This window comes from Rhodococcus sp. OK302 (assembly GCF_002245895.1).
Taxonomy (GTDB): Bacteria; Actinomycetota; Actinomycetes; order Mycobacteriales; family Mycobacteriaceae; genus Rhodococcus_F.
This window is the reverse complement of record NZ_NPJZ01000001.1, coordinates 3035294-3048078: the sequence shown is the minus strand read 5'-3', so window position 1 is coordinate 3048078 and position 12785 is coordinate 3035294. Positions and strand designations below refer to the sequence as shown.

Annotated in this window: 14 protein-coding genes; 5 read left to right on the top strand and 9 right to left on the bottom strand. The window is 61.3% G+C overall.

The window, feature by feature from the left end; translation table 11 throughout:
• Positions 1-11 precede the first annotated feature (11 nt).
• Positions 12-956, bottom strand: a complete 945-nt coding sequence (locus BDB13_RS13985; RefSeq protein WP_094272172.1) for an NAD(P)/FAD-dependent oxidoreductase — start codon at positions 954-956, stop codon at positions 12-14.
• A gap of 65 nt (positions 957-1021) precedes the next feature.
• Between BDB13_RS13985 and BDB13_RS13980 the strand changes: the two genes are divergently transcribed.
• On the top strand, positions 1022-1606 hold the full coding sequence (locus BDB13_RS13980; RefSeq protein ID WP_094272171.1) for a helix-turn-helix domain-containing protein: 585 nt from the start codon (positions 1022-1024) through the stop codon (positions 1604-1606).
• Positions 1607-1625: 19 nt separating this feature from the next.
• Here the strand turns inward: BDB13_RS13980 and smpB are convergent, their stop codons facing one another.
• The 6 genes from smpB to prfB form a co-directional block, all read right to left on the bottom strand.
• Positions 1626-2102, bottom strand: a complete 477-nt coding sequence (gene smpB / locus BDB13_RS13975) for an SsrA-binding protein SmpB (RefSeq protein WP_094272170.1) — start codon at positions 2100-2102, stop codon at positions 1626-1628.
• A gap of 80 nt (positions 2103-2182) precedes the next feature.
• On the bottom strand, positions 2183-3088 hold the full coding sequence (gene ftsX, locus BDB13_RS13970; protein WP_094272169.1) for a permease-like cell division protein FtsX: 906 nt from the start codon (positions 3086-3088) through the stop codon (positions 2183-2185).
• Positions 3089-3172: 84 nt separating this feature from the next.
• Positions 3173-3853, bottom strand: coding sequence for a cell division ATP-binding protein FtsE (gene ftsE / locus BDB13_RS13965; RefSeq protein WP_206041267.1), 681 nt, complete (start codon positions 3851-3853; stop codon positions 3173-3175).
• 73 nt (positions 3854-3926) lie between these two features.
• The gene (locus BDB13_RS13960) at positions 3927-4406 is read right to left on the bottom strand and encodes a hypothetical protein (protein ID WP_094272167.1); all 480 of its coding nucleotides are present in this window, start codon (positions 4404-4406) and stop codon (positions 3927-3929) included.
• Positions 4403-5296 (bottom strand): mechanosensitive ion channel family protein, encoded by an 894-nt coding sequence (locus BDB13_RS13955; RefSeq protein WP_094272166.1) that lies wholly within the window; start codon positions 5294-5296, stop codon positions 4403-4405. Before BDB13_RS13955 ends, BDB13_RS13960 begins: the two co-directional genes overlap by 4 nt.
• A gap of 18 nt (positions 5297-5314) precedes the next feature.
• A complete protein-coding gene (prfB, locus tag BDB13_RS13950; RefSeq protein ID WP_094272165.1) occupies positions 5315-6421 on the bottom strand; it encodes a peptide chain release factor 2 in 1107 nt (368 codons plus the stop codon).
• Positions 6422-6563: 142 nt separating this feature from the next.
• On the opposite strand from prfB, the gene BDB13_RS13945 reads away from it, so the two are divergent.
• From BDB13_RS13945 to BDB13_RS13935, 3 genes are all read left to right on the top strand, one after another.
• A complete protein-coding gene (locus BDB13_RS13945) occupies positions 6564-7058 on the top strand; it encodes a beta-class carbonic anhydrase (protein ID WP_094272164.1) in 495 nt (164 codons plus the stop codon).
• A 19-nt stretch (positions 7059-7077) separates the two neighbouring features.
• Complete coding sequence (gene hisN / locus BDB13_RS13940) at positions 7078-7860, top strand: histidinol-phosphatase (protein WP_094272163.1); 783 nt, start codon at positions 7078-7080, stop codon at positions 7858-7860.
• A 125-nt stretch (positions 7861-7985) separates the two neighbouring features.
• Positions 7986-9503 (top strand): multicopper oxidase family protein, encoded by a 1518-nt coding sequence (locus BDB13_RS13935; RefSeq protein ID WP_094274908.1) that lies wholly within the window; start codon positions 7986-7988, stop codon positions 9501-9503.
• 8 nt (positions 9504-9511) lie between these two features.
• Here the strand turns inward: BDB13_RS13935 and BDB13_RS13930 are convergent, their stop codons facing one another.
• Positions 9512-10150 carry a response regulator gene (locus BDB13_RS13930; protein WP_094274907.1) on the bottom strand — a complete coding sequence of 213 codons (639 nt, stop codon included), beginning with the start codon at positions 10148-10150 and terminating at the stop codon, positions 9512-9514.
• Positions 10147-11247 (bottom strand): sensor histidine kinase, encoded by a 1101-nt coding sequence (locus tag BDB13_RS13925; protein ID WP_094272162.1) that lies wholly within the window; start codon positions 11245-11247, stop codon positions 10147-10149. The genes BDB13_RS13930 and BDB13_RS13925 overlap by 4 nt, the downstream gene beginning before the upstream one ends.
• Positions 11248-11361: 114 nt before the next feature.
• Here BDB13_RS13925 and BDB13_RS13920 point away from each other — a divergent pair, with 114 nt between their 5' ends.
• Positions 11362-12777, top strand: a complete 1416-nt coding sequence (locus tag BDB13_RS13920) for an acyl-CoA dehydrogenase family protein (protein WP_094274906.1) — start codon at positions 11362-11364, stop codon at positions 12775-12777.
• The last annotated feature ends 8 nt before the right edge of the window (positions 12778-12785 follow it).

Sequence of the window (12785 nt, the reverse complement as noted above, 5' to 3'; positions counted from 1 at the left end):
TCATCAGCGTCTCAGCGTCTCGCGAGTGCATCCTCGAGATCGTCCGTGGTCAGCGCCATGTTTATCGCCGCTCCGGCCTTAGCTCCGGCCGCTGCAGCCATGATGACCTGCGCGCTCGGATCGACGACGTTGCCCGCCGCCCAGACCCCGGGAACGCTGGTGGCACCCATATTGTCGGCAACCACGAACTCACCCATCATGTTCGCGGCGCGCTCCGCCCCGAAGGCGCGCAGGATCGAGTCATTGGGGTCCATCGTGATCGCGCCGCCGACAAAGATCGCCGACCTCGCGACGGTGGTGCCGTCCGCCAATCGAACGCCGACGAGGCGATCTCCTTCGATCACGGGACCAGATACCTCGCCTTCCACGATCGAAATGTCGCGGGCTGCAAGCTTTTCCCGATCCTCGGCGCTCAACTCTGCAATCCGATGCAGGAAGAGGACGACGTCGTCTGACCATTGCCGGATCATCAGTGCCTGATGCATCGCAAACTCTGCGCTCTTGCCGATTACGCCTAGCGGCTGATCGCGTACGGAGTATCCGTGGCAGTAGGGGCAGTGCAGGACGTCTTGCCCCCAGCGCTCGCCGAACCCACGGAGCTCTTCCGGTAGGCGGTCCGTCAACCCGGTAGCCACGAGAATCTTGCGCACGGAAATCCTTGCACCGTCGGCAAGTTCGATCGAGAACCGTGCACCGTCACGGTCGACAGACACGACGGTTCCATCGTGAAATTCGCCGCCGAACTTCCGAACCTCCCCGCGGCCGACGGTCAATAATTCAGCTGGGTTCATTCCGTCCCGGGAGAGGAATCCGTTCATGTGGGCGGCGGCCGCGTTACGTGGTGCGCCGTTGTCGAAGACCACGACAGACCTGCGCGTCTGGCCGAGGATGAGTGCTGCGTTCAGCCCTGCTGCGCCGCCACCGATTACTGCTACGTCATAGGAGTTCTGCGTCATGAATCCAGAGTGACACCGCGTCCCAGACTTGACAAACCCTATTGCCAGTTTGGCAAACTGAGGGCATGACCGACGCAACGTTCGAAGCTGTCCTTGCCGGAATCGGGCCGCGCCTGCGCAACCTGCGTCAGCAATCCGACATGACCCTGACCGATTTATCCGAAGCAACCGGCATCAGCGTCAGCACGTTGTCGCGCCTCGAATCCGGTAGCCGCAAAGCGAACTTGGAGCTTCTGCTCCCTATCGCCAAAGCACACGGCGTTCCTCTGGACGACCTGGTGAACAGCGGGATCCAGGATCCGCGAGTGCGCGCCGAACCTCGCGAGGTGGGTTCGATGACAATCATCCCGCTGACCAGCCAGCCGGGAAATCTGCAGGCCTACAAGATGATCATCGCGCCAACCGACGACGATCACCCGCAGGGAACACACGAAGGATACGAGTGGCTTTACGTGCTGTCCGGTCGCGTCCGACTGCAACTCGGTGACCGTGATTTTGTGATGGGCGCCGGTGAGGCCGCCGAGTTCGACACGCACATTCCCCATCGGTTCAGCGCCGCTGACGGCAGGCCGGCAGAAGTGATCAGCCTGTTCGGCAAACAAGGCGAACGCGTGCATTTGCGCGCGGCTCCGCCGGATCGCCGAGGCTAGAGGCGCGGCTAGAAACGTACTATCCGCGCATTCCCTTGATGCGACGGCCCAACTCGCGGGTCACCTCACGCTCAGCGGTGCGCTTGGCCATGTCCTGACGCTTGTCGTAGTCCTGCTTGCCCTTCGCGAGAGCCAGCTCGACCTTGACCTTGCCGTCGACAAAATACATCGACAGCGGAACCAGTGTCTGGTTGCCCTCGCGGGTCTTGCCCACAAGATGCTCGATCTCACGCTTGTGCAGCAACAGTTTTCGAACACGCAGCGGCGAATGGTTGGTCCAACTACCCTGCGTGTACTCCGGGATGTGCAGCGATCGCAGCCACACCTCACCATTGTCGACTGTTGCGAACGCGTCGACGAGCGACGCTTTTCCTTCACGCAAACTCTTGACCTCGGTACCGACGAGCGCGATTCCGGCTTCGTAGGTGTCGATGATCGTGTAGTTGTGACGCGCTTTGCGATTGGTCGCAATGACCTTGCGGCCCTGTTCCTTCACTGTCCGGGCCTCTCAGTCCGCTGTCTATCTTCTCGAATGTCTGTACTTCTGGCTCCAGCATAGAAGCTCACGCAAACTGATTATTCCCGGACGTACAGACGCAAGGTGATGTACGACGTAATCGCGGCCATTCCTACACCTGCAAGAACCAGGAACGGCGAGACGAACAGGATGTCACTGTTGGAAATCCGGGCGACGATGTTGGCTTCGTATACGTCGGCCAGCACACCGTCGATGAAGACATTTTTGGCTGTGAACAGTCCCGCGATAGCAAGCACTGCACCGATCAACGCGGCAACCATAGCTTCGAGGAGGAACGGAAGCTGCGTGTACCAACGCGTCGCGCCCACCAATCGCATAATGCTGACCTCGGTACGACGCGTGAATGCCGCGATCTGAACCATGTTGGCAATCAACAGAATTGCAGCAACAGCCTGAACGATGGCAATAGCGAACGCGGCGTTGCGCACTCCCCCGAGAACGCTGAACAGACGGTCGACGAGCTCACGCTGGTTGAGAACGCTCTCGACGCCCGGCCTGGTGCCGAAGGTGTCGTTGATGACGCCGAATCGCTCCGGATCGCTGAGCCTGACCTTGAACGACGCCGGGAAGCTGTCCGGGCTCACCAATGCCGCCAGCTCGGGCTGGTCCTTGAACACTCGCTCGGTGGCATCCTTCACCGCGTCGTCGCGGTTGAGGAACTGCACCGCCACGACTGACGGAGTCTGCTCGAGCTCTTTCCGCAGAGAGCTGCAGATTTCCTGCTCACAACCGGGGTCCGTCGACGAAATGTCGTCGGTCAGGAAGATCTGGACCTCAACTCGCTCGAGGAAGATCTGCTGCGTCTTGCCCGCCATCTGCACGACGAGCAGTCCGCCACCGAAGAGACCCAACGAAATCGCCGTCGTCAAGATCATGGCGATAGTCATCGTGATGTTGCGGCGCAGGCCGGTCAGGACCTCGCTGAAAATAAAACTGGCGCGCATCGGGGAATCCGATTCCTTCTCGAATGATCGGCCGCTTCACAGCAACCGGTGGGCGTACGGGATGAAAGGTAGAGCCGTCGGCGTTTATCTGCCGACGCCGTACACACCCCGCGCTTCGTCTCTGCTGACCTTGCCGAGATCGAGTTCGATGACGCGTCGACGCATGGAGTCGACGATGTGGTGGTCGTGGGTTGCCATGACGACGGTGGTTCCCGTGCGGTTGATCCGTTCGAGAAGCAGCATGATGTCCTGGCTGGTTTCGGGGTCCAGGTTGCCGGTGGGTTCGTCGGCCAGCAGAACGAGCGGACGGTTGACGAAGGCTCGTGCAATCGCGACGCGCTGCTGCTCACCGCCGGACAGTTCGGTCGGAAGGCGATCAGCTTTTCCGGACAGGCCCACCATTTCGAGGACCTCGGGGACGGTTCGGGCGATCACGTTTCGCGGTTTGCCGATAACTTCCAAGGCAAACGCGACGTTTTCGGACACAGTCTTCTGCTGGAGCAGCCGGAAGTCCTGGAATACGCATCCCATGCTCTGGCGAAGCTTCGGAACTCGACGCGCCGCCAACTTGTTGACGTGGAATTCACCGACTTCGATATCACCCGACGTGGGCGACTCCATCTTGAGGAGTAGGCGCATGAAGGTCGACTTGCCGGAGCCGGAGGGGCCGATGAGGAAGACGAACTCCCCCTTTTCCACCTCCACACTGACGTTGTCGAGCGCCGGCCTGGTGGAGGCCTTGTAGGACTTCGACACATTCTTCATGCTGATCACAACGAGCCAGTCTAGCCGTTATATAACAGTGACCTTGGAGCAACGCGCTGCGACACTGCCCGATTTACCGCGTTTCGGTGACTATCGGAGTTTGCGTCACCGGGGGTGACGCGGTGGTCGCAGTGGGCGTCGTGACGCTGGCCTGACCCGGATTCGCCGGTATCTCCTCGGGGACCGGCGGAGGTCCCGGTGGTACACCGGTAGTCGTCGACGCTCCCGGAGCCCGTTGGGTGGTGGATTCACCGGCGCCGGCGGGTGTGGACTCCGTGGTGGTCGGCACCGCGGTCGTTGTTGTCGTCGTACTTGCTGTCGACGTATTTTCCCGGGGCGGCACGTACGGCTCCGTCACCGACGATTCGGCAGCAGGTGCCGGCGCTGCCGCCGGCGGTGCCGGGTTGAAATACGAGTGAGCGAAGCCGGCGAGAAGCCACGCCACGATCAAGATGAATGTGGACGTCCGCATTCGGCCGCCGAACAACATCGCCGGCAACCAGTCCAGATGCAAGAATTTTTCGATGCCACGACGAGGTTCCTGATCGGTCATTCGCCCGCCTCCTCGGTACTGGCCGTACTGGCTGTATGAATTCCGGGTGTGACGGTGATGCCCTGCCGCCGCAATGCCGCAGCAACGCGAACTCGCAATGCACGGCTCACCTGGAACTGCTTGCCCGGCAGGGTGCGCGCAACCATTCGAATCATGACCTGGTCGACTTCGAGGCTTTCGACGCCCATGACCGTCGGCTCGTCGAGGAGCAGTTTCTTGAGTCCACGATCGGCCATCGCGTCGACTCCGACCTGGCGCAACACCTCGTTGACTCGGGTGAGATCTGCAGTCGCCGGAACCGGGACGTCGATGACGGCACGCGCCCAATCCTTGGACAGGTTGGTCGCTTTCACGATCTGACCGTTCGGAACCGTGATCACCTCGCCATCCGCGTTGCGCATACGGGTGACACGCAATGTCACGTCCTCGATGACGCCTTCGGCATCGTCGGACGAACCGGTAATGGCTAGTCGCACGGTGTCACCGAACCCGTACTGACGTTCGGTGATGATGAAGAATCCAGCAAGAATGTCCTGCACAACGCGCTGGGCGCCGAAACCGAGCGCCGCACCGAGAACTGTCGCCGGCGCAACCAGACTTCCGATCGGCAGGTTCAACTGGTCGAGCACCTTCATCGTCGCGATGACGTAGATGAACGTGATGATCACCCACGTGATCACCTGCGCTACCGAATGGCGATGCTTGGTGGCCTCCGAGCGGACCAGCGCGTCACCCAACTGATAGTTGGAGTCGATCTGATCGGTGACCTTGTTGCCGCCCCAACTGACAAAACGAGCCAAGAGCAACGCTCCGAGCACGGTTGTCAGAATCGACAACCCATCGTCCTTCAGCCACGCGACCAGTGTTTCACCTGGTTGCAGAAAATTCATCGTGCCTTTCTGTAAAAGCTATGTGGTCTGGTCTTCGCTCATGCGCCAGCGGATGCCGGCCTCGAGGAAACCGTCGATATCGCCGTCGAGCACTGCCGACGGGTTGTTGACCTCGTACTCGGTACGCAGGTCCTTGACCATCTGGTACGGGTGCAGGACGTAGGAACGCATCTGGTTACCCCACGAACTGCCGCTGTCGCCCTTGAGCGCGTCCATCTCGGCGCGCTCTTCCTGACGCTTGACGGCCAGCAACTTGGCCTGCAGGACGCGCATCGCGGACACCTTGTTCTGGAGCTGCGACTTCTCGTTCTGACACGTCACGACGATGCCCGTCGGGATGTGTGTCAGACGCACCGCAGAGTCGGTGGTGTTCACGGACTGACCGCCGGGGCCCGAGGAGCGATAGACGTCGACGCGGATGTCGTTTTCGTTGATCTCGATGTGGTCGGTGGTCTCGACGACGGGCAGGACCTCGACCTCAGCAAACGACGTCTGACGACGGCCCTGGTTGTCGAACGGGCTGATACGGACGAGCCGGTGCGTGCCCATCTCCACAGACAGGGTGCCGTACGTGTACGGACCCTTGATCGCGAAGGTCGCACTCTTGAGACCGGCTTCTTCGGCATACGACGTGTCGTAGACCTCGACGCCGTAGTCATGCTTCTCGGCCCAGCGGATGTACATGCGCATGAGCATCTCGGCCCAGTCCGCAGCATCGATGCCGCCGGCACCGGAGCGGATGTTGATCAGCGCGTCACGCTCGTCGTATTCGCCTGAGAGCATTGTCTTGACTTCCATGGCCGCGATGTCCTCGCGCAGGCTTGCCCGCTCGGCGTCTGCGTCGGCAAGTGCATCTGCACCCTCGTCTTCGGCCAACTCGTAGAGAATCGGCATCTCGTCGAGCCGCTCACGCAGTGCGACGATACGACGCAGTTCTGCCTGCGCGTGTGAGAGAGCACTGGTGACCTGTTGCGCGTGGTCCTGGTCGTTCCACAGGCCCGGATCTGCGGCCTGATGCTCGAGCTCGTCGATGCGTCGGCGCAGCTCCTCGACGTCCACAACCGATTCGCAGGTGCGAAGGGTGGTGTCGAGCGCGTTCAGGTCTGCAATTACGTCAGGATGCACGGTTCTCAAGGCTACCGGGTGTCACCGACAGCTCTGTCGCCTATCACCCTTCTGATCAGCAAGACGCGAACCCTTGCGGTCGCGTCGGCGAAAGCACCTACTGGAAAGGGAACAGTCCGCACTCTCGAAAGGCACGTCCGAGATGACCGTCACCGATGAATACCTACAGAACAATGCCGCCTATGCGGAGCAATTCTCCGGGCCACTCCCCCTACCACCCAGCAAGCACGTCGCAGTTCTGGCCTGCATGGATGCCCGCCTCGACGTGTTTCGAATGCTCGGCATCAAAGAAGGCGAATCACACGTCATCCGCAACGCGGGCGGTGTGGTCACCGACGACGAGATCCGTTCGCTGGCGATCAGCCAACGACTCCTCGGTACCACTGAGATCATTCTCATCCACCACACGGACTGCGGGATGCTGACATTCACCGACGACGCCTTCAAACGTTCCATCCAGGACGAAACCGGAATCAAGCCGAATTGGTCCGCCGAGTCCTTCCCCGATGTGGAAGAAGATGTCCGTCAATCTCTGCGACGCATCGAGAGCAGTCCGTTCATCACCGCGACGACCTCACTTCGAGGTTTTGTCTTCGACGTCGCAACCGGAAAGCTGAACGAAGCCACACCTGGCTGAGGCGGTAGGTTGTCTACCCGTGACCGATCTTGCTTCCGACCTTGCTCTGGCCCTCCGTATCGCGGACGAGGCTGATGCGATCACTCGCGCCCGCTTCGGCGCACTCGACCTTCGGGTGGACGACAAGCCCGACCTCACGCCGGTATCCGACGCCGACCTCGCCGTCGAGCGGGCCGTGCGCACAACTCTTGCGGAACAACGGCCGGGCGACTCCGTCCTCGGTGAAGAGTTCGGCGGCGACGCGATCTTCGAAGGTCGGCAGTGGGTGGTCGACCCGATCGACGGCACCAAGAACTTCGTGCGCAACGTCCCGGTCTGGGCAACCCTGATCAGTTTGCTCGAGGACGGCGTACCGGTCGTGGGCGTCGTCAGCGCACCGGCACTGAACCGGCGCTGGTGGGCAGCAACAGGTTTGGGCGCATTCACGTCACATGACGACGCCGATGCTCGCCGCATCCAGGTCTCTGCCGTCGACCGCAGCGAATCTTCGAGCCTGAGCTTTTCGAGCCTGTCCGGATGGAAGGACCGCGGCATCCGCGACCAGTTCATCGAACTCACCGACCACGTCTGGCGAGTGCGCGGCTACGGCGACTTCTTCTCCTACTGCCTCGTTGCGGAAGGCGCAGTGGACATCGCTGCCGAACCCGAAGTCTCACTCTGGGATCTCGCCGCCCTGGACGTACTGGTTCGCGAAGCCGGTGGCGTGTTCACCGACTTGGACGGCGGCGCCGGCCCACACGGTGGCAGTGCCGTCGCGACCAACGGTTTGCTGCACGAGGATGTGCTGGCGCGCCTGCGGTAGCAAAACTTTGAGCGGTCCGCAAGGGTCCGCGGGAGGATGCGCGACGGGTCCGCAAGCAGGATTCGGCAGATCCGTCATCCCCGAACACTGGACGTAGTCGATCACGTACTACTTCCAGGAGCATGATGAACCGGATTTCCAGACGCACAATCCTGTGGAGCTTTGCAGCCGCACCGCTCGGACTCGCGCTGGGTTGCAGTACCGGCACAACTGTCGGTCCGAAATCGCGAGGTACGGAAGCGGGCACATCACGTCCCCTCCCCATCCCACCGCTGGCACCGTCAACCGTCGACAGCGCGGGCGTGCGTCACTTCGCTCTCAGCGCAGGCGCGGGGACCACAGAAATTGTCGCCGGAACGCTCACGGAGACCTGGGGATTCAACGGCTCGGTCCTGGGACCGACCATCCGAGCGAAACGCGGAGAGTCGGTGACATTCACCGTCGACAACACACTCGACGAGCCAACGACCGTCCACTGGCACGGCATGCACCTCCCCGCCAAGTTCGACGGCGGACCACACCAGACCATCGAGGCGGGTGGACGCTGGGAGCCTGAGTGGATAATCGATCAGCCGGCGTCGACGCTCTGGTACCACCCACACCCGCACGGTTCTACCGAACGGCACGTCATGCGAGGCTTGGCGGGTCTGTTCCTGATCGACGACGCCGAGACCGAATCCCTCGACATCCCGAAAACCTATGGAGTCGATGATGTTCCGATCGTCATTCAAGATCGACGATTCACCGCTACCGGTGCCTTCGACGAATCCGACCCGACGGACGTCGGACTGCTCGGCGACACCATAGTCACCAACGGAATCTCCGACGCCTACCTCGACGTCACCACGGGCACAATACGATTGAGATTGTTGAACGGTTCGTCGGGACGCCTCTACAACCTCGGATTCCCCGACGACCGGGCATTCGATCTGATCGCCACCGACGGCGGTTTGCTCGAATCTCCCATCAGTGTGAAGCGAATTCAGCTCAGCCCCGGTGAGCGTGCCGAGATCGTAGTTCGTGTCGATCCTGGTACCACGCCAACTCTGACGTCGTTCCCGATCGAGGACGGCGGTGGAGTGAATCGTTCTGACGCAGCCGGTTACGGGATGAGTGATCGTTTCGACATTGTCCAACTGCGTGGAACCGGTACCCGGATTTCACGTTCGGAACTACCGGAAAAACTGGCGACGATTTCGCGAATCGATCCGACTGCAGCAAGCGTTCACCGAGAGTTCGATCTCCAGTGGTTCATGATCAACAACCAACGAATGGATATGAACCGCATCGATTTCGAGGCAGAAGTCGGTTCCACCGAAGTGTGGACTGTCACTAACAAGGACAACTGGCCGCACAACTTTCACGTTCACGACGTGCAGTTCGAAGTCCTCGACGTGGACGGCCGCACTCCCCCGCCGCACCTACGCGGACTCAAGGACACCGTCTACACACCGCCGGGAAGTCGAATCCGCCTGGCCTTGAAGTGGTCCGAGTACAGCGATCCGACGTTTCCTTACATGTTCCACTGCCACCTATTGATGCACGAGGACCAGGGAATGATGGGACAGTTCCTCGTCCTCGAACCGGGACAGAAAGCCACACCGATGCAGATGGACATGCCGATGGACATGCCGGGCCACTGACCTGCCTGTTACTGACCTCGCTGCAGGTAGTGGACCGCGAGGCGAACCCGATTGTCGCAACCCGTCTTCGACATCAGGTTCGCCACGTGCGTCTTCACCGTCGTCACCCCGAGGTGAAGTGCATCCGCGATTTCCTGATTACTTTTGCCTTCGGCGACCAACGCGAGAACCTGCGCTTCGCGGTCGGTGAGCGGAACTGTTTCCACCACAGTGGATTCAGCCTGCCCGCCGAGTACCGCGCGATCCACGACACGACGCAGTAACTCGGGCGAGAACACCATCTCACCCTCCGCGGTTCGGCGGATACCGTCCAACAGTTCGGACGGTTCTGTGTCTTTCACGAGAAATCCCGACGCCCCGGCCGCGAGCGCCGGATACAGGTGATCGTCGTCGTCGAATGTGGTCAGCACGAGGATTCTGGCACCGCGGCCCGACTTCACGATCTGCTGCGTCGCACCGATTCCGTCGAGTCCGGGCATACGCAGGTCCATCAGAATGACATCCGGATCGAACTCAGCGGCCAGCGCAATCGCTTCCACTCCGTTCGATGCTTCCCCGACCACCTCGATGCCGTCGGCAGATTCACACAGCATCCGTAGACCGGCGCGAACCAAGCGCTGGTCGTCGACGATCAAGACTCCGATCACGAGTCGCTCCCGGGGATCTTCACGTGTACTTCCCATTTCCCGTCGCTTTGTTCGCCGAAGGTCATCGAACCACCTACCAACTGCACGCGTTCTGCCATACCGATCAATCCGTGTCCCGGCTGATGATGCGGCCCCACAGCCGAGTTGACTACGCGCACATCAACAACCTCTCCCACTCGGCGTACCGACACCACAACGGTGGCCGTCGGGTCACCATGCTTCATGACATTCGTGAGCGATTCCTGAACAACACGAAGCAGCGTCAATCTGCCGATGGCGTCGAGTCCGGTGATGTCGTCGTCGATGGCCGCGTCGACGTCGAATCCTGCTGCCCGCACTCGTTGCACTGCCGCCTCGAGTTCCGAAGCGACAGCCTTCGGTTCCACCAGTGCAACTTCACCCAGCGAGGGATCGCGCAGTGCGCTCAGCAAACGTCGAATATCAGCCAGGGCGTCGGACGCTGTCGCTCGCACGTCGGCGAACACCTCTTGCACTGCTTCATCCTGGGGTGCCAATACATGTTGAGCGACACCAATTCTCAGGACTATCGACGCCATATGGTGAGCGACGAGGTCGTGTAGTTCTCGCGCGAGAGCACTTCGCTCGGCTGCGCGGGTATGCACTTCGGCTTGGGCCGCCAACTCGCGCTGCGAACGGAAATACAGCCCCAGCAGCAATGGTAATCCCACGTACGCAAGCACTTTCACCGCCGTCGTCACCGACCACATACTCTCGTGCGGTTCGAACCAGATACCCGCCAGCACAGCGGCGCACCATCCCGCCGCAGAAACCGCGATCAGTTCGCGCCGCACAGTCCGCATGGTGACGTCCACGACTGCGACCGCGCCCAGATACGGGACAAGTTCCGACAAACCCCACGCGTCGACCCCGAACATGGGAACAGCCAGAGCAGAGATGGCGAGCGACGCTGCTATCGGCCAACGGCGCCCTGCCACGAACACCAGCGCCGCAGCCACCGAGAGCGCCCAGTACGAGGCCGGGACTCGGTACTCCCCCGGATACGTGCTGGCGAGCAGTAGGCACGGCACCAACACCAGTGGCGCGTATCGCGCTAATCCCTGGAGTCGGTCTGGCATTTCCGTCCGCTTCACCAGTCGAGCCTAGAACGAATTCTCGGGGTTTCTCGACAACGCTCCTTACTCCTGAGTAAGATAGTGATCGTCCAATGCCCCGACACCGAGAAACAGCTGGTGATCATGACCAAGCAAGACAGTGTGGCCCCAAGCAAGAGCCATGCCACGGCGCAGCCCCGCGACACGTCCGCCGTCGGACTGAACCCGATCAAACGGGACGCAATGGGCGCAGCCATGCGCGTGCTTACCAAGATCACCGGTTCGGAGTTCGCAGACAAGTTCAACCTGCGCCAGACAATCGATCGCGTGACGTACGAGAGCACCAAGACCGGCTTCAAGACCCTCGGTGCTGCCACTCGCGGCTTCAAGAAGGTAGCCGGCAACGACGCACCCAAGCGTCTGGCCGACAACCCCACCAAGAACGCCGACTACTTCGATCTGACCCCCGACGAAGATCAGAAGATGATCGTGGAAACGGTCCGCGACTTCGCGTCCGAGATTCTGCGTCCGGCAGCACACGACGCGGATGGTGCGGCCACTGCTCCCGCGGATCTCTCCAAGCGAGCTGCCGAACTCGGCATCACGCTGATCAACGTTCCGGAAGAACTCGACGGTGCAGCCGCCGACCGCGGCGCGGTAACCAACTCTCTTGTCGCCGAAGCACTTGCGCACGGAGATATGGGCCTCGCCCTGCCGATCCTCGCGCCCAGCGGTGTCGCAGTCGCCCTCACTCAGTGGGGCACGGACGCTCAGCAGAAGACGTACCTCCCCGCCTTCACCGGCGAGCAGGTGCCCGGTGCAGCAGTCGTCGTCAACGAGCCTCGCGCATTGTTCGATCCGTTTGCCCTGCAGACCAAGGCTGTTCGCTCCCCCAGTGGATACAAGCTCAACGGCGTCAAGAGCCTCGTACCCGCCGCAGCCACCTCCGAACTCTTCATCGTCGCCGCAGAACTCGACGGCAAGCCGTCGTTCTTCATCGTCGAATCCGACACCAAAGGCTTGATTGTCGAAGCCGATCCCAGCATGGGTCTGCGCGCTGCCGGCCTGGGCCGTTTGATCCTCACCGACGTCTCGGTTTCCGAGTCTGCACTTCTCGGCGACGGCGACGCTGATCAGCGCAAGGCCGAATACGCCGACGCAATTCGCCTGGCACGCTTGGGTTGGGCCTCGATGGCTGTCGGCACCAGCCAGGCCGTCCTGGACTACGTGATTCCGTACGTCAACGAGCGCGAAGCCTTCGGCGAGCCGATCAGCCACCGTCAGGCAGTTGCCTTCATGGTGGCCAACATCGCCATCGAATTGGACGGCATGCGCCTCGTCACGCTGCGCGGCGCCTCACGTGCCGAGCAGGGACTGTCCTTCGCTCGTGAATCCGCTCTCGCCCGGAAGTTGGCTTCCGAGAAGGGCATGCAGATCGGCCTCGACGGCGTACAACTCCTCGGTGGACACGGGTTCACCAAGGAGCACCCGGTCGAGCGCTGGTACCGCGATCTTCGTGCCATCGGCGTTGCCGAGGGCATCGTCCTTATCTGACGCCGCTG

Bases quoted from the DNA above. Each gene is read 5' to 3' on its own strand.
- BDB13_RS13945 (WP_094272164.1), top strand. From the start codon at position 6,564: ATGACCGTCACCGATGAATACCTACAGAACAATGCCGCCTATGCGGAG.
- BDB13_RS13955 (WP_094272166.1), bottom strand. From the start codon at position 5,296: ATGAATTTTCTGCAACCAGGTGAAACACTGGTCGCGTGGCTGAAGGAC.
- BDB13_RS13935 (WP_094274908.1), top strand. From the start codon at position 7,986: ATGAACCGGATTTCCAGACGCACAATCCTGTGGAGCTTTGCAGCCGCA.
- BDB13_RS13985 (WP_094272172.1), bottom strand. From the start codon at position 956: ATGACGCAGAACTCCTATGACGTAGCAGTAATCGGTGGCGGCGCAGCA.
- BDB13_RS13960 (WP_094272167.1), bottom strand. From the start codon at position 4,406: ATGACCGATCAGGAACCTCGTCGTGGCATCGAAAAATTCTTGCATCTG.
- BDB13_RS13925 (WP_094272162.1), bottom strand. From the start codon at position 11,247: ATGCCAGACCGACTCCAGGGATTAGCGCGATACGCGCCACTGGTGTTG.
- ftsX (WP_094272169.1), bottom strand. From the start codon at position 3,088: ATGCGCGCCAGTTTTATTTTCAGCGAGGTCCTGACCGGCCTGCGCCGC.
- BDB13_RS13980 (WP_094272171.1), top strand. From the start codon at position 1,022: ATGACCGACGCAACGTTCGAAGCTGTCCTTGCCGGAATCGGGCCGCGC.
- ftsE (WP_206041267.1), bottom strand. From the start codon at position 3,853: ATGAAGAATGTGTCGAAGTCCTACAAGGCCTCCACCAGGCCGGCGCTC.